Source organism: Micromonospora noduli (assembly GCF_003264475.1).
Lineage (GTDB): Bacteria > Actinomycetota > Actinomycetes > Mycobacteriales > Micromonosporaceae > Micromonospora > Micromonospora noduli.
In genome coordinates this window covers 1-15,665 of sequence record NZ_PYAC01000020.1, presented here as the reverse complement: position 1 = coordinate 15,665, position 15,665 = coordinate 1, and the positions used below count along the sequence as shown (strand labels likewise).

The window sequence follows — 15,665 nt, the reverse complement described above, 5'->3', positions numbered from 1 at the left end:
AGCCGGCTCACCGGTACGCCTCCTCGCTGCCGCGGGCCACCAGGTGTCGGTAGGCCGGGTCGTCGTCGAGCAGGTCGGCGTGGTTGCCGGTGGCGGTGATCCGGCCGGCGCTCAGAAGCGCGACCAGGTCGGCCCGGCCGAGCAGCAGCGGCGACGTGGCGATCACCACTGTGGTTCGCCCGGCCCGCGCGGCCCGCAGCCGCTCGGCGATCCGCGCCTCGGTGTGCGCGTCCACCGCCGACGTCGGGTCGACGAGGATCAGCACCTCCGGTTCGCTGCTCAGCGCCCGGGCCAGGCGGAGCCGTTGGCGTTGACCGCCGGAGAGCGTCCGGGCTCGGGCGTCGATCGGGGTGTCCAGCCCGGCGGGCAGGGCGTCGACGACGTCTTGCGCCGAGGCGGTCCGCAGGGCCGCCCCGATCCGTTCGTCATCGTCGTCGGCCCCGGCGTGCAGGATGTCGCGCAGCGTGCCGGCGAAGAGGTACGAGTCGTGGTCGGCGACGAGGATCCGCGCGCGGACCTCGTCCAGGGCGACCTCGCGCAGCGGCACGCCGCCCCAGGTGACGTCGCTCGCGATGTAGCGGCCGAGCCGATCGGCCAACGCCACGGCCGCCGCCGGGTCGTCCGCCGCCACCCCGGTCAGTTGGCCGGCGCGCACGGTCAGGCCGGTCACCGGGTCGTGCAGGTCGGCCGGGCCGGCCGGCGCGGTCAGGTTGCCCGGCCGGCGTGCCTCGGGCACGTCGCCCGGCCACCGGCGGCCCGGGCCACCGACGTCGTCCGGTGTCACGTTGAGCAGGTCGGCGATCCGTCGGGCGGCGACCCGACCGCGGATGAGCTGGTAACTGCCCTCCAGCAGAAACCAGACGGGCACGATCAGGGTCGCCACGTAGCCGTAGACGGCGACCAACTCGCCGATCGTGACGTCACCGGTCACCGCCATCCGGGCGGTCAGCCACACCACCGCCGCCAGGAACAACCCGGGGATGGCGACCGTCGCCGCGTCGATCCAACTGTTGACCGCGCCGACCCGGTAGCCCTCGGCGCGTAGCTCCTGGGACCGGGCCGCGTACCGCCGGGCGAACAGGTCCCGGCCGCCCACCCCGGCGAGCACCCGCAGCCCGGCCACGATGTCACCGGATCGGGCGGTGAGCGCGCCCTGTTGCCGTCGGTAGACCGATTCGACCTGCTCCAGGCGGCGCAGCAGCGGCCCCACGATCAGGCCGACGACCGGCACCCCGACCAGCACGCAGAGCGCGAGCATCGGGGAGATCGACCAGAGCACCACGGCGATCACCCCGTACGCGACGACCGCGCCGACGCCCGGCCCGGTCAGAGTCAGCACCTGCGCCGTCCAGTCGATGTCGGAGCCGCCGATGGTGGACACCTCGCCCGCCCCGACCCGGCGGGGCAGCACCGCGCCGATGCGGGACAGGTGGCGCAGCAGAACCTCTGCCGAGCGGGCTTTGGCGTCCTCCCGGATGAAGGTCATCGTGCGGTGCCGCATGATGCCCAGGTAGGACAGGGCCACGCCCGCGACGACGATCGCCGCGACCCAGAGCGCCAGGGCCCGGGTGTCGCGTTCGCGCAGCCCGTCGTCGACGGCGCGGGCGATCAGGTAGGGCCGGGCCGAGAGCCCGATCATCCAGGCCGTGCCGATCAGGCTGCCGCGCAGCACCCGCCAGGGTTGGCAGCGGACCAGCCACCACAGGTAGCGCATCGGACCGCGAGCGTCGGGAGTGCCAGGATCGGGATGCGGGATCTGCGGAGGCACCCGGCCACGCTACCGACCGGCCCCGACACCCCACCGACCCGATCATGGTGAGGTGCGCCTCCGTTTCTGTCGGACGGGAGAGGCAGAATCACGTTCGTGCTGGTGGCGGTGGTGTCCGACGAGCGGGGTGGGGGAGTGCTGTGCGCGCTGGACGCCACCGGCCGGCCGACCGGCCCGCCCGAGGTCGTCACCGATCTGGTCGCTGCGGTCGCCGCCCGCGAGGCAGCCGAGCACCCGCGCTGGGTCTGGTCGACCGCCACGGCGGTCTACCCGCCGCTGCTGCGCGCCGGCGTCCGGGTCGATCGGTGTCACGACGTGGAGTTGACCGAGGCGTTGCTGCTCGGGCACGCCGGCCGGTGGGGCGAGCCCCGCTCGCTGGCCGCCGCCTGGGCCCGGCTGACCGGCGCGGCGGTCCCGCCCGACCCGCCGCCGCGCGCCGCCGCACCGCCCGGGCACGGCCAGGGCGCGCTCTTCGACACAGTGCCCGGTCCGCCGGGCCCGGGCATCGAGGCACTGACCCAGGTGTACGCCGACCAGCTCACCCGTGTCGCCGCGACCGAGCACCCCGGTCGGTTCCGGTTGCTGGTGGCCGCCGAGTCGGCCGGCGCGCTGATCGCGGCGGAGATGGGCGCCGCCGGGCTGCCCTGGCGCGCCGACGTGCACAACGCGATCCTGCACGAGCTGCTCGGCGAGGCGTCCCCGGTCGGTGGTCCGCCACGCCGACTCGCCGAGCTGGCCGCCCGGATCGCCGACGCCCTCGGCGTACGCGGCCTGCACACCGATTCCCCGGCGGAGCTGCTGAAGGCGTTCGCCCGGGTCGGGGTGGAGCTGCCCAACACCCGGGCCTGGGTGCTGCGCGGGGTGGACCATCCGGCGGTGCCGCTGGTGCTGGAATACAAGGAGCTCTACCGGATCTGGACGGCGCACGGCTGGGCCTGGCTCGATCAGTGGGTGCGGGGCGGCCGGTTCCAACCGGAGTACGTGCCGGCTGGTGTCGTCTCCGGCCGGTGGGCCACCCGGGGTGGTGGCGCGTTGCAGATCCCCAAGGTGATCCGGCGGGCGGTGGTGGCCGATCCGGGCTGGCGGTTGGTGGTCGCCGACGCCGGCCAGTTGGAGCCTCGGGTGCTGGCCGCGGTCTCCGGCGACGCGCGGTTGGCGACGGCGGGGGCTGCCGGCGACCTCTACGCGGCCCTGGCCCGGGACTCGTTCGGCGGTGACCGGGCCAAGGCCAAGGTGGCCCTGCTCGGCGCGATGTACGGGCAGACCGGCGGGGCAGCGGTGCCCGCGTTGGCGGTGCTGAAGCGCAGCTACCCGACGGCGTTCGGGTACGTCGAGGCGGCGGCGCGTACCGGTGAGATTGGTGGGCTGGTGCGGTCGTGGCTGGGGCGGACGTGTCCGCCCGGCTCGGCCGGGTTCGGTGATCTCGACGACGAGCCCTCCGATCCGGAGGGGGCGGGTGACCCGCACAGTCCGCGGGCGCGGGCCGCCCGGTCCCGGGGGCGCTTCACCCGCAACTTCGTCATCCAGGCCACGGCGGCGGAGTGGGCCTCCACCTTGCTGGCCACGCTGCGGACGGAGTTGTCCGGCACCGACGCCGAGCTGGTCTTCTTCCAGCACGACGAGGTGGTCGTGCACGCGCCGGCCGATCAGGCGGAGGCGGTCGCCGAGGCTGTCAACCGTTGCGGCGAGCGCGCGTCCGCGCTGCTCTTCGGTGCGACGCCGGTCCGGTTCCCACTGGACCTGTCCATCGTCGACTGTTACGCCGACGCGGCCTGACCTGCGGGCCTACTCGGGCAGGGCGCACCCCGGGGCGGTGCCCCGGTTAGTCTCATCCGGTCGTGCCGCCGTCGGAATGGGAGGGTGCGTCATGGTCGTCGGAGTCGTCCGTCATCTGGTGGGGATGGTCGCCGCCTGTCTGGTCCTCGTCGCCGAGGCGGTCGTGGGCTACCTCGGTCTGCTGGCGTACGCGGTGGCCACCGGCTCCGGGGTGGGTGGTCCGCTGGCCGGGCCGATGTTCGTCTTGATCGCCGCGGTGCTCGGTGTGGTCCTGATTCCCCTGCTCTTCCTGCCGGCTGTGGCGGTCGGGGAGGCCGTCGGTCGGCATCGGGGGACCGGCCGGGTGGTGGCGCTGTCCGTGCTCGTCGCTGTCGTCCTGGCTGCCGGATACGCGGTGGCCGCAGCGATCGCCAGCGGGGTGTCCGCCGGCCACGTGCCTCTGGTCGCGGGAATCGCCGTGCTGCTGATCGTTGCTCCGGTGGTCCTGTACGCGCTCACCGCGCGGGGACTGGGCTGGGTGGCGCGATGGGTGCCCCGGCGTTGGGGCGGCACCGCGGTCGCGCTGTCCGCGGAGACGGGTTGATCGCCGACTCTTCTCGATGATCATCCGGTGCTCGTGCCGGCGGATGCCGGTCGTGTAACGGTTGTGCTATTTCTCCTTTTCGCCCCGCCACCCCCGGCTGGCCGTCCTCGTTGCAGTGTCCGTAGGAGGGGACGGATCGGTCACGGTCCGTCCCGTGCTGGAGGGGGCGCAGCTGAACCGGATCGCAGGAATGATCATCGCCGCAGGCGGGGGACGACGGATCGGTGGTCCCGAGGCGCTGCTGCACCAGGGTGACAAGCCCCTGGTGAATCAGATGATCGACACGATGACCGAGGCGGGCTGCGAGCAGATCGTGGTCGTTCTGGGCGCTGCCGCCGAGCAGGTCCAGGAAGCCGCCGACCTGGGCAAGGCGACCGTTGTGATCAACAAGGCGTGGGGCACCGGAGTCGGCTCGTCCATCCGGGCCGGCCTGGCCGCCATGGACGACGAGGGGATCGAGGCGGTGGTGGTGGTCCCGGTCGACATGCCGGGCCTGACCGCCACGGCGGTCAGCCGGGTGACCGCGCTGCCGTACCCGGACGTGCTGGTCTGCGCCACCTACGACGGGTTGCGCGGCTACCCGATGCTGTTCGGCCGCCGGCACTGGCCCGGCATCGCCACGCTGGCCAGCGCCGACGTGGGCGCCCGGCCGTACCTGTTGGCGCACAAGGACCAGATCGTCGACATAGCCTGCGACTCGGTGGCCGACGGCAGCCGGATCGACACCCCGGAGCTGATGGAGCTCTACGGGCTCACGGTCCCGCCGCAGCGCGTCGGCGTCTAGACGAGTAAGTCCTGGCCTGGCTGGGGCTGTGGGCGCAGCGCGGCGGTCGGCGGTGACCGTCGGTCGCCTCCGTCGGGGCGGACGCGGTAGTGAGCGGTATACCTCAGAGGTATGAATATGACTCTGAGGTATACCGCTCACCAGCACATCGACATGCCGGGCCAGAGCCGGCACCACCGGATTCCAGGAGGCGCGCTGCCGGTGTCAGCGGCGGGTGGTGGCGCGAGCGACGATGTGCCACTGATGCTGCGGCGAAGCATCAGTGGGGTGCCCGAGCGCTACGCGTGCACAGTGGGCCCCCTGGTCGCGCAGGGACTGGGCCAGGGTGGTCAGTCCGGCGTCCGCAGCCGCGTCCGAATCGTCCCAGCCGGTCAGGGTCAGGTCGTCAGGTAGGTGCAGGCCGGCTCGTGCGGCGGCGCGCAGGGCCCCGAGGGCCAGCTCGTCACTCATCGCGGCGATGGCGTCCGGTGGCTCGGCGCCCTGTAGCAGCTCACTAGCGAAGGTTTCCCCTTCGGTGCTGTGGTTGACCGGGCAGCTGGCCAGCCTCAATTGCGTGGCGAGGTGTCCGGCCTGCGTCCAGGCGTCGAGGAAGCCCTCCCATCGGTGGCGGGTGACCGGGTACTTCATGTCGATCACGTCGCCACCGGTGAGTAGGTGGCGGGAGCGCCTCCGGTCCAGCGGGAAGCCGAGCACGAGCGGGCGGCGGGCTTCGGCGAACGCGGTCTGGCCGATCGCGGCTGCGGCGGCTCGGTCATCGATGCCGATCACCGGCATTCCCCGCCCGTGCGGGCCGGCGTGCACCACCGCGGGCAGGCCGGTGTCGGCGACGGCGTCCAGGACCGGATCATCGTCGCTGGTGGTCCAGACGACGAAGCCGTCCACGGCTGCCTGCGCGACGCGCTCGGCGTCGGTGGGTGCGCCAGTGATCGGGACCAGGGTGAGTCCGACGCCTTCGGCGGCGCACACGTCGGAGACCCCCGCGAGGAAGCGCGCCGCCTGCGGATCGTCGAAGGCGTAGCTCAACCGCTCGCCGAGCACGACGCCGAGCGTGCCGACCCGCCCACGGCGCAACCCGCGGGCACCCGGGTGCGGCCCGGGGTAGCCCAGCTTCTGCGCCGCCGCGCGCACCTTCGCCGCGGCCTCGGCGGAAACCCTTCCAGGCTGGGAGTAGGTGTAGGAAACCGTCATCGGCGAGACGCCGGCAGCGCTCGCCACCTGCCGCAGCGTCGGCCGCTTGGGGTTGTCCGCAGGACGGTTCATGGCACACACTCTATCTGTGTATCGATACACAATGCGGCAGCAGACCGAGACCGAGACGTTCGTACGGGATTCGCCGACAGTGCTTTCGTACGCCGCCCTGGGCTGCTGGACGTTCTGGCTGTACGCCTTCGGGCCGGCGCTGACCCTCCTGCGCGAAGAGTGGGGATTCTCCTACGCCCTGCTCGGCGTCTATGAACTGTTCCTGGCGGCGGGCGCGGCCCTCGCCGCAGTGGGGTTCGTGTGGGCGGCTCGCCGTCTGGCGAGGGGTGTGCTGTTGTGGTGCTCGGCCCTCGCGACTGTCATCGGCGCGGGTCTGTTCACCCTCGGCGATGGCGTACCGGCCACCCTGCTCGGAGCCGTGGTGCTCGGTCTGGCCGGGACCACGATGCTGACAGTGGTTCAGGCGGTTCTGTCCGACCGACACGGGGATCGGCGGGACCGGGCGTTGACCGAGGCCAACGTCGGCGCTGGCGCCTCCGCGGTGTTCGCTCCGCTGATCCTCGGCGTGCTGGCGGCCAGCGCGGTGGGCTGGCGCGCCACGTTCGCGTTGCCCGCCGCCGTCCTCCTGGTGCTGTACCTGCGCTACCGCCGCCAACCGCTACCGGCGGTGCCGCAGCCCGCCACCGCAACGGGAGCCGGGGGCTTACCGCTGGCCTGCTGGCTGTTCGCCGTGCTGACCGCTGTCAGTTCGGCGATCGAGTTCTGTCTGGTGTACTTCGGCCCTCAGATGCTCATCCACGCCGGCATGTCCGCCGCCGCCGCCAGCACCGCGCTGAGCAGCAATTACCTCGGCATCCTGATCGGGCGGCTGCTCGGCGCGCGGCTCACCCGCCGCCCCGGCCGCGGCGTCGCGCTGCTGTACGCCTCATTGACGGTCACCGGCCCCAGTTTCGTCCTGTTCTGGCTGACCGACCAACCGGTTCTCGCCGTCCTCGGGCTGTTCCTGTGCGGGGTGGGCATCGCGAACCTCTATCCGCTCTCGCTCGCGCTCACCCTCGGCGCGGCCGGCGGGCACGAGGACCGGGCCAATGCCCGCTCGCAACTGATCCTCGGCGTGGTCGCCGGCGTCGCCCCGTTCCTGCTCGGCAGCCTGGCGGACCGGTACGGGCTGGTCACCGCCTTCGCCCTGGAGCCGGTCCTGATCGGCGTCTGTTTTCTGATGCTGTGGGGCGGGCTTCGTGCCCGCGGCGCCAACGCCTGAGCCGGAGCCCGATCCCGGTGGCAGGCCGGGCGGCGAGGTTGCGGTCGGGGCGCCGAAACGGCGTCGCCGCCACCAGCCCTCGACGGGCGGGTGACGGCGACGCCGTGTGGGTCGGTGTCAGTCCTGTGCCTGGTCCAACTGACCCGTGGCGGCGAGGCGCTGGTACCAGTGGGCGCTGTCCTTCCAGGTGCGTACCTGGGTGTCGTAGTCGACCCGGATGATGCCGAAGCGACGGTCGTAGCCGTAGCCCCACTCGAAGTTGTCCAGCAACGACCAGACGAAGTAGCCGCGCACATCCGCTCCCTGCGCGCGGGCGTCGGCCATCGCGCCGATGTGCCGACGCAGGTAGTCGATCCGCCGCTCGTCGTGGATCCGGCCGTCGGCCGACACCACATCGTCGAACGCCGCGCCGTTCTCGGTGATCATCATGGGCTGGCTGGGGTATTCACGCTGGAGGCGCAGCAGCAGCTCGGTCAGCGCCGGCGGGTCGATGTTCCAACCCATCGCCGTGTACGGGCCGGGCTGCGGCAGGAAGTCGACGTTCTCCGCGGCGACCCACGGCGTCGAGGTCGAGGCGCCGTGCCCGTCGGCGTCGGATCGGGCCGACACCCCGTCCCACGCCCGGACCAGGGTGCTGGAGTAGTAGTTGACCCCGAGCACGTCCAGCGGCACCGCGATCAGCTTCTCGTCGCCCTCGCGGACGAACGACCAGTCGGTGACCGAGGCGGTGTCGGCCAGCAGGTCGGCCGGGTACTCCCCGTCCAGCATCGGGCCGAGGAACGCCCGGTTCGCCAGCGCGTCGATCCGCCGGACCGCGTCCTGATCGGCGGGCGAGTCGGACGCGCCCCGGATGACGTGCAGGTTCAGCGTCACCGACAGCTCGGCGGACGGGGCCAGCTCCCGGACCACCCGACCGGCCAGGCCGTGCGCGAGGTTGAGGTGGTGCACCGCGGCCAGCGCCGCCGCCGGCTCGGTCCGACCCGGCGCGTGCACCCCGGAGGCGTAGCCCAGGTACGCGGAGCACCACGGCTCGTTGAGCGTCGTCCAGGTGTGCACCCGGTCGCCCAGCGCACCGACGATGCCCGCCGCGTACTCCTGGAAGCGCAACGCGGTCTCCCGCGCCGCCCACCCGCCGGCGTCCTCCAACTCCTGCGGCAGGTCCCAGTGGTACATGGTGGCCACCGGGCGGACGCCCCGCTCCAACAGCCCGTCCACCAGCCGCGAGTAGAAGTCGATGCCGGCCTGGTTGAACCGGCCCGAGCCGCCCGGCTGCACCCGGGGCCACGAGATGGAGAACCGGTACGCGCCGAGCCCCAGGTCGGCGATGTGCCCGAGGTCGTCGGCCCACCGGTGGTAGTGGTCGGCGGCCACGTCGCCGGTGTCACCGTTGAGGGTCCGACCCGGTGTGTGGCTGTAGGTGTCCCAGATGGATGGCCCGCGCCCGTCCTCGGTCGCCGCGCCCTCGATCTGGTACGCGGCGGTAGCCGAGCCCCAGACGAAGCTCTCCGGGAAGTGGTGTTGCGTCATCGTTCCGTCCCCTGGATCTCGCAGATGTAGCCCGTCGAGGTGCCGGCGACCAGTTCGGCGCTGGCCGTCCCACCCTCGTAGCGCACGTCGAACTCGGCACCCGGGCCGTTGCCGGGTGACGGTACCCGTACCCGGGTCCGCTGCCCCTCGGTCGGTGCGTACACCCGCAGTCGCACATCGTCGGCCCACTCGTAGTCCGGTCGGTCGGTCCGCGAGCCGAACGGGATGACAGCGCCCGGTCGGGCCAGCACCGGCAGGCTGTCGAAGTCGTGCTTCTCGGTCAGCCAGGCCGGGCCGGTGACCTGCGCGCCGGTGAGCAGGTGCGTCCAGGTGCCGGCGGGTACGTAGTACGTGACGTCGCCGTCGGCGCTGAGCACCGGGGCGACCAGCACGTCCGGGCCGAGCATGTACTGCCGGTCCAGGTGCGCCGTCGCCGGGTCGTCCGGGAACTCCAGGAACATCGGCCGCATCACCGGCGTCCCGTCGCGGTGCGCCTCCTGGGCGGCGGCCGCCAGGTACGGCATCAGGCTGAGCTTGAGGTGGGTGAAGTGCCGCAGCACGTCCACGGCCTCCTCGTCGTACGCCCACGGCACCCGGTACGAGCCGGACCCGTGCAGCCGGGAGTGCGAGGAGAGCAGCCCGAAGGCGACCCACCGCTTGAACACCGCCGGGTCGGGGGTGCCCTCGAAACCGCCGATGTCGTGGCTCCAGTAGCCGAAGCCGGACGACGCCAGGGACAACCCGCCGCGCAGCGACTCGGCCATCGCGACGAACGTCGACTCGCAGTCGCCGCCCCAGTGCACCGGGAACTGCTGCCCGCCGGTGGTGGCCGAGCGGGCGAACACCACCGCCTCGCCCTCGCCGCGCTCGGTCTCCAGCAGCTCGAAGACCGCCTTGTTGTAGAGGTACGAGTAGTAGTTGTGCATCCGCTGCGGGTCCGAGCCGTCGTGCCACACCACGTCGGTCGGGATGCGCTCGCCGAAATCGGTCTTGAAGCAGTCGACGCCCATGTCCAGCAGCGCCTTGAGCTTGCCCGTGAACCAGCGGACCGCGTCCGGGTTGGTGAAGTCGACAAGCGCCATGCCGGCCTGCCATTTGTCCCACTGCCAGACCGAACCGTCCGGGTTGCGCACCAGGTAACCGGCCTCGCGGCCCTCCTCGAACAGGTACGAGCGCTGTGCGATGTACGGGTTGATCCAGACGCACACCTTCAGGTCGCGCTCGTGCAGCCGGCGCAGCATCCCCTCCGGGTCGGGGAAGGTCGCCGGGTCCCAGACGAAGTCGACCCAGTGGAACTGACGCATCCAGAAGCAGTCGAAGTGGAACACCGACAGCGGCAGCCCGCGCTCGGCCATCCCGTCGACGAACTCGGTCACCGTCTTCTCGTCGTACGAGGTGGTGAACGAGGTGGACAACCAGAGGCCGTACGACCAGGCGGGGATCCGGGCCGGACGGCCGGTGAGGGCGGTGTACCGGCGCAGCACGTCCTTCGGGTTGGGCCCGTCGATGACGTAGTAGGTGAGCGACTGGCCCTCGACGCTGAACTGGGTCTGGGTGACGACCTCGGAGCCGACCTCGAACGACACGTGCTCCGGGTGGTCCACGAAGACCCCGTAGCCGGCGCTGCTCAGGTAGAACGGCACGTTCTTGTACGCCTGCTCGCTGGCGGTGCCCCCGTCGGCGTTCCAGATGTCGACGGTCTGCCCGTTCTTGACGAACGGGCCGAAGCGCTCGCCCAACCCGTACACCGTCTCGCCGACACCGAGGGCGAGCCGTTCGTGTACGTGCCGGCGGCCCTCGGCGTCGGTGACGACGCCGATGCTGCGTGCGGTGGACGCCGTGACCAGCCGGTCGCCGTGCAGGAAGTCGACCCGCCACCCGTCGATGAGCGCTACCCGCGCGGTCAGCTCGCCGGTGGTCAGCGTCGCGCTGAGCCCGGTGACGTCGACGGTGACCGGGTGCGTCTCGTCGGTGCTCAGCCCGAAGTGCGGCTCGCGGGGCAGCCCTCCGGTGTGGTGGGCGATGGTCACCCCGATGACGCCGGGCGCGGGGGAGAAGAACCGGACGGTGACCAGGGGGCGGTTGAGGGTGTCGCCGCGGCCGGTGATCTGACCGGTTGGTGCGAAGACGGTGAATCCGCGCTCGTCCGGCTCGACCGACTCGACGGTGCCGGGCCGCAGGACGCTGACGCCGGGGCGCAGCTGCCAGTACCCGTCGGTGAACTTCACTTCTCGGCTCCTGCCGTGATGCCGCGCGCCAGAGTGCGCTGGAAGATGAGGAAGAAGAGGATGGCCGGCACCAGGCTGATCAGCGCGCCGGCGTTGGTGGTCGGAGCGTCCATCAGCCGGTCACCCTGCAACGACGCGAGCGCGACCGGAATGGTCTGCGTCTGGTTGTCGATCAGCATGACCAGCGGGATGAGGAACTCGTTCCACGTCCAGATGAAGAAGAAGATGAGCAGCACCGCGAGGGTGGGCCGCAGGTTGGGGAAGACCACCCGCCACAGCACCGTCCACTTGCCGGCGCCGTCCAGCGCGGCGGCCTCCAGCAGCGAGCGCGGGAACGTGCCCATCACGGAGGCGAGCAGGTACGTGCCGAACGCGCTCTGGATCACGGTGAAGATGATGATCACCGAGAGCTGGGTGTTGTAGAGGCCGACCTGCTTCGCCACGTAGTACAGCGGGTAGATCAGCGCCTCCTGCGGCAGCATGTTGGCCAGCAGGAAGAGACCGACGATCCACAGCCGGCCCCGGACCCGACCGATGCCCAGCGCGTACGCGTTGAGCAGCGACACGGCGACGCCGAGCACGGCCACCGAGCCGGCGATGACCGCCGAGTTCCAGAACTTCAGCGGGAAGTTCACCTCGGTCCAGTACGTGCGCAGACCCTTCGTGTAGAACTCCGTCGGCCAGCTCAGCGGGCCGCCCGAGGAATAGTCGCCGGGCGACTTGAACGCGTTGAGCAGCATGAACGCGAACGGCACCAGCATGACGAGCGCGCCGAGGGTGACCAGGGCGAGCACCACCCAGCGGCTGACGCCGCGGTGGTGTCGATCGCGTACGGGCCGGGCCGGCGTCACCGGCACCGTGCTCGGTGTGAGCGTGACGGCCATCTCAGAACCCCCGGTCCCGGCGCTCGCTGCGGGCCTGCATCCAGATGAAGATCCCGGCCACCACCACGATGATCAGTGTCAGCACCATGGAGATCGCGGAGCCGTAGCCGACCTGCAGCTTCTTGAAGAACGTGTAGTAGGCGAAGTACGAGGGCACGTTCGTGGCGTTGTCCGGACCGCCCCGGGTCAGGGCGAAGATCGGCCCGAACACCTTCAACGCGGCGATGGTGCAGGTCAGCGCCACCACGAAGGTCTCCGGCCTGATCTGCGGAAGGGTGATCGCGCGGAACCGGTGCAGCCAGTTCGCGCCGTCGACCTCGGCCGCCTCGTACAGCTCGGGGTCGACCCGCTGCAACGCCGCCATGAAGACGACCACCGGGTAGCCGATCTGCACCCAGATCATCACGGCCATCACGGCCGGCAGGGCGGTGCCCGGGTCGCCGAGCCAGTCGTGGCGCAACGCGCCGAGACCGACCGCGTCGAGGAGGCTGTTGAACGCGCCGTCGGGGCGCAGGATCCAACCCCAGACGATGCCGGCCACCACGACGGGCAGCACCTGCGGGAGGTAGAACGCGGCCCGCAGCGCGGCGGCCGTGCGGGGCTTGAACCGGCGGCCGATGACGTCGAAGAGCACCGCGGCGAGCAGCAGCCCGAGCACTGTGGGCACCACCACCATCGCGACGAGCATCCAGACGGTGTTGCGGAACGACGCCCAGAACACGTCGTCCTGCAGCAACTGCTGGTAGTTGTCCAGGCCGACCCACCGGGGGTCGCCGATGCCGGACCACTTAGTCAGCGACAGGTAGAGGGTGCCGACCAGCGGTGCGCCGATGACCAGGAGAAAGAGCACCGCTCCGGGGAGCAGGTAGAGCCAGTACGCCGCGTTGCGGCCGCGGCGTCGGCGGCTGGGCGCGGGCGGGGTGGGGGTCGCTGCCGGCGGTGTGGCGGCGACCGTCTCGGAGACAGCCATGGAAGATCCTTCCCGGCGGGGCTGGCGGGCGCGCCGGTCGTGCCGGTCGCGCCCGCCGCTCGCCGTGTCACTTGCCGGTGATCTCCTTGACGCCATCGGCGTACGGCTTGGCGATCGTGTCGAGAACCTGGTCGGGCGACTTCGAGCCGTTGATCAGACCCTGGAAGCCGGAGACCAGCACGTCGTAGTAGCCGGGGACCGGCCAGTCCGGGTAGAAGGCGAGCCCGTCGGACTTGCTGACCGTGTTGAAGTCCTCGATCAGCTTGCGGTCCTTCGGGTCGCTGATCTTCGACGCGTCAGCGGCGACCGGAACACCACCGTTGTTGCCGATCAGGTCCTGGATCTCCGGACGCAGGGTGATGTCGATGAAGTCGTACGCCAGGCTCTTGGCCTTGCTGTTCTCCGGGACCACCCAGAGGTTGCCGGACGAGCCGGCCTGCAGGGTGTTGCCGGGGAAGAGGAAGGTGTCCCAGTTGGCCTTCATCTCGGTCTTGAACCGGCCGTACCACCAGCTGCCCGAGACGATCATCGGAACCTTGCCGCCGATGAAGGCGGTGCCCATGTCCTCGGCCTTGAGGCTGGCCGAGTTCTTCGCGACGTAGCCCTTCTGCACCCACTGGGCGAAGGTGTCCGCGCCGTACTTGAGCGGGTCGGCCTTGAAGTCGACAGGGTTCTTGTAGAGCTGGTAGTTGTCGACGAACTGCCGGTCGCCCTTGGAGAGGGCGAGCTGGTAGAAGAGCTGCCCGGCCGGGTATTCAGCGCCGGCCATGCCCAGCGGGGTGATGCCCTTGCCGACGAAGGTGTCCATCGCGGCGGTCATCTCGGCCATCGTGGTCGGAACCTTGACGCCGTTGCTCTGGAACAGGTCCTTGTTGTAGTAGACCGTCACGTACTCGCCGTAGTTCGGCACACCGAACCACTTGCCGGAGCCCATCACGCCCTTGTCGCTGTACCGGGCAGTGGTCTGCAGGCTGGGGCTGAGCTTGCCGGCCCAGCCGCGCTTGTCGGCCTCGCTGCTCAGGTCGGCCAGCAGGCCCTGGGAGGAGAGCAACCCGGCGGTCGCGTTGCCCTTGTTGTACTCCATGATGTCCGGGCCCTCGGACGAGTTGATGATCATGCCCGCGTTCTGCTGAATCTGCTCGAACGCCTTGCGCTCGAAGCGCACCTCGACACCCGGGTGCTCGGACTTGAAGAGCTCGATCGCCCGGTTCCAGCCGACCCCCATGGCGCTGTTCTCGCTCTCGTAGTGCCAGAGCTTGAGAACCTTGGCGTCGCTGCTGTCCCCGTTGTCACCACCGCCGCAGGCGGCCACGGTGGTCGTCGCTGTCGCCGCCAGGGCGATCGCGGCGACGAGCCGGCGGAATCGCTGCATTAGCATCCTCCTCGTTGAGTATCTAGCCGGTACTTCACGGGGCCCGTCGTCGCGTTGCAGCGCGGCGGCGGGCCATTTACTGATCGGCCCCCAGTGGGTGGCGGCTTCGGGGCTGTGCGGTCGACCCCCGGATCTCCAACGTGCACGGCAGCAGTTGCTGGTGACGAAGGTCAGCGGGGCCATCCAGGTGGCGCGTCAGCGCCTCGATCGCGATCCGGCCGAGCGCCGAACCGGGTGACGTCATCGCGGTCAGCGCCGGGGTGGCCAGTTCGGCGACCTGCGGCGAGGTGACCATCGAGACGACGGAGACGTCGTCGGGAACGGACAACCCGCGGCCGGTCAACTCGCCGAGGATGCCGAAGATCGCCGTCTCGTTCATGGCCAACACCGCGGTCAGCTCCGGGGCCTGTGCGAACGCGGCGGCCAGGGCAGCCCGCCCGCCGGCGGCGCTGTCCTCGGCCGCGATCATCACCGGCTCCAGGCCGTGCCCGGTCATGGCGGCGGTGAAGGCGTCACGGGTACGCAGCGCGGGCCCGTAACCGCTGGCCAGCGTGGCAGCCGAGTGGTTGACGTAGACGATCCGCCGGTGCCCGAGGCCGACCAGGTGCGCGACGGCCTCCCGGACGGTCTGGTCGAAGTCGATGTCGACGTAGGAGAGCGTGCTGGTGTCGCCGGTGCGGCCGATCAGCACCAGCGGCACCCCCGCCTCCTGGAGCACTGTGACCCTCTCGTCGGCCAGCTGGACCTCCATCAGCACGACCCCGTCGAGCATCCGCTGACTGGCCAGCCGACGCAGGTCGTCGAGGTCGCCCCCGCCCACCGGCGAGAGCACCAGGTGGTAGCCGGCGACGCTGGCCGCGGCGGCGGCACCGGTGACGAAGGCGGTCTCTGTGGCGCCGAGGCCGCGTTCGTCCATCGGCATCAGCAGGCCCAGGATCCGGCTGCGACGACTGGCCAGACCGCGTGCCATCGCGTTGGGCTGGTACTCGAGCTGTGCCATCGCGGCGAGCACCTTGTTACGGGTGGCCTGCGAGATCGGCCGGGTGCCGGTGAGCACGTACGAGACGGTGCTGACCGAGACCTGCGCGAGGCGGGCGACGTCGTGCATGGTGGCCACCGCGCACCTCCTCCGGCCTGGGGTGGGACCGCTCCCGAACTTCGTCGAAGCGTTTCGACGAAGCGGTTCGACAGGACGCTAGGCCACCTGTTACGGCGACGTCAATAGCCGATGTCGAAAAGAATTCAGCGGGGTGCGCGGCCCCCTCGCGCAGCCCGCGCCGCGCCGCGCCCAGCCGCGCTCAGCCGCGCCGCG

The 15,665-nt window shown here is 71.0% G+C and carries 12 protein-coding genes; 4 read left to right on the top strand and 8 right to left on the bottom strand.

Going from position 1 to position 15,665, the window contains the following annotated elements; all coding sequences use genetic code 11:
* Window positions 1-7: 7 nt before the first annotated feature.
* Window positions 8-1,714, bottom strand: a complete 1,707-nt coding sequence (locus tag MED15_RS20170) for an ABC transporter ATP-binding protein (RefSeq protein WP_244220524.1) — start codon at window positions 1,712-1,714, stop codon at window positions 8-10.
* Between the two features lie 150 nt (window positions 1,715-1,864).
* Here MED15_RS20170 and MED15_RS20165 point away from each other — a divergent pair, with 150 nt between their 5' ends.
* The 3 genes from MED15_RS20165 (at window position 1,865) to MED15_RS20155 (ending at window position 4,911) form a co-directional block, all read left to right on the top strand.
* Window positions 1,865-3,544, top strand: coding sequence for a bifunctional 3'-5' exonuclease/DNA polymerase (locus MED15_RS20165; RefSeq protein ID WP_425271084.1), 1,680 nt, complete (start codon window positions 1,865-1,867; stop codon window positions 3,542-3,544).
* 91 nt (window positions 3,545-3,635) lie between these two features.
* On the top strand, window positions 3,636-4,127 hold the full coding sequence (locus MED15_RS20160) for a hypothetical protein (protein ID WP_112736637.1): 492 nt from the start codon (window positions 3,636-3,638) through the stop codon (window positions 4,125-4,127).
* A gap of 190 nt (window positions 4,128-4,317) precedes the next feature.
* Complete coding sequence (locus tag MED15_RS20155) at window positions 4,318-4,911, top strand: nucleotidyltransferase family protein (RefSeq protein WP_112583306.1); 594 nt, start codon at window positions 4,318-4,320, stop codon at window positions 4,909-4,911.
* Window positions 4,912-5,115: 204 nt separating this feature from the next.
* On the opposite strand, the gene MED15_RS20150 is transcribed toward MED15_RS20155, so the two are convergent.
* Window positions 5,116-6,171 (bottom strand): LacI family DNA-binding transcriptional regulator, encoded by a 1,056-nt coding sequence (locus tag MED15_RS20150; protein WP_112736635.1) that lies wholly within the window; start codon window positions 6,169-6,171, stop codon window positions 5,116-5,118.
* Window positions 6,172-6,202: 31 nt separating this feature from the next.
* Between MED15_RS20150 and MED15_RS20145 the strand changes: the two genes are divergently transcribed.
* A complete protein-coding gene (locus tag MED15_RS20145; protein WP_167457694.1) occupies window positions 6,203-7,372 on the top strand; it encodes an MFS transporter in 1,170 nt (389 codons plus the stop codon).
* Window positions 7,373-7,489: 117 nt separating this feature from the next.
* Here MED15_RS20145 and MED15_RS20140 read toward each other — a convergent pair whose 3' ends face one another.
* The 6 genes from MED15_RS20140 to MED15_RS20115 all read right to left on the bottom strand — a co-directional run bounded on the left by MED15_RS20140 (window position 7,490) and on the right by MED15_RS20115 (window position 15,461).
* A complete protein-coding gene (locus MED15_RS20140) occupies window positions 7,490-8,899 on the bottom strand; it encodes a GH1 family beta-glucosidase (protein ID WP_112603373.1) in 1,410 nt (469 codons plus the stop codon).
* Complete coding sequence (gene yicI / locus MED15_RS20135) at window positions 8,896-11,127, bottom strand: alpha-xylosidase (RefSeq protein WP_112603371.1); 2,232 nt, start codon at window positions 11,125-11,127, stop codon at window positions 8,896-8,898. The genes MED15_RS20140 and yicI overlap by 4 nt, the downstream gene beginning before the upstream one ends.
* A complete protein-coding gene (locus MED15_RS20130; protein ID WP_112603369.1) occupies window positions 11,124-12,011 on the bottom strand; it encodes a carbohydrate ABC transporter permease in 888 nt (295 codons plus the stop codon). The genes yicI and MED15_RS20130 overlap by 4 nt, the downstream gene beginning before the upstream one ends.
* A 1-nt stretch (window position 12,012) precedes the next feature.
* On the bottom strand, window positions 12,013-12,981 hold the full coding sequence (locus MED15_RS20125; RefSeq protein ID WP_112583000.1) for a carbohydrate ABC transporter permease: 969 nt from the start codon (window positions 12,979-12,981) through the stop codon (window positions 12,013-12,015).
* A 67-nt stretch (window positions 12,982-13,048) separates the two neighbouring features.
* On the bottom strand, window positions 13,049-14,353 hold the full coding sequence (locus MED15_RS20120) for an ABC transporter substrate-binding protein (protein ID WP_112583001.1): 1,305 nt from the start codon (window positions 14,351-14,353) through the stop codon (window positions 13,049-13,051).
* A gap of 76 nt (window positions 14,354-14,429) precedes the next feature.
* The gene (locus tag MED15_RS20115) at window positions 14,430-15,461 is read right to left on the bottom strand and encodes a LacI family DNA-binding transcriptional regulator (RefSeq protein ID WP_244220523.1); all 1,032 of its coding nucleotides are present in this window, start codon (window positions 15,459-15,461) and stop codon (window positions 14,430-14,432) included.
* Window positions 15,462-15,665 lie beyond the last annotated feature (204 nt).

Bases quoted from the DNA above. Each gene is read 5' to 3' on its own strand.
- MED15_RS20130 (WP_112603369.1), bottom strand. From the start codon at position 12,011: ATGGCCGTCACGCTCACACCGAGCACGGTGCCGGTGACGCCGGCCCGG.
- MED15_RS20120 (WP_112583001.1), bottom strand. From the start codon at position 14,353: ATGCAGCGATTCCGCCGGCTCGTCGCCGCGATCGCCCTGGCGGCGACA.
- MED15_RS20115 (WP_244220523.1), bottom strand. From the start codon at position 15,461: ATGCACGACGTCGCCCGCCTCGCGCAGGTCTCGGTCAGCACCGTCTCG.
- MED15_RS20145 (WP_167457694.1), top strand. From the start codon at position 6,203: ATGCGGCAGCAGACCGAGACCGAGACGTTCGTACGGGATTCGCCGACA.
- MED15_RS20125 (WP_112583000.1), bottom strand. From the start codon at position 12,981: ATGGCTGTCTCCGAGACGGTCGCCGCCACACCGCCGGCAGCGACCCCC.
- MED15_RS20155 (WP_112583306.1), top strand. From the start codon at position 4,318: ATGATCATCGCCGCAGGCGGGGGACGACGGATCGGTGGTCCCGAGGCG.
- MED15_RS20150 (WP_112736635.1), bottom strand. From the start codon at position 6,171: ATGAACCGTCCTGCGGACAACCCCAAGCGGCCGACGCTGCGGCAGGTG.
- MED15_RS20140 (WP_112603373.1), bottom strand. From the start codon at position 8,899: ATGACGCAACACCACTTCCCGGAGAGCTTCGTCTGGGGCTCGGCTACC.
- MED15_RS20170 (WP_244220524.1), bottom strand. From the start codon at position 1,714: ATGCGCTACCTGTGGTGGCTGGTCCGCTGCCAACCCTGGCGGGTGCTG.
- MED15_RS20160 (WP_112736637.1), top strand. From the start codon at position 3,636: ATGGTCGTCGGAGTCGTCCGTCATCTGGTGGGGATGGTCGCCGCCTGT.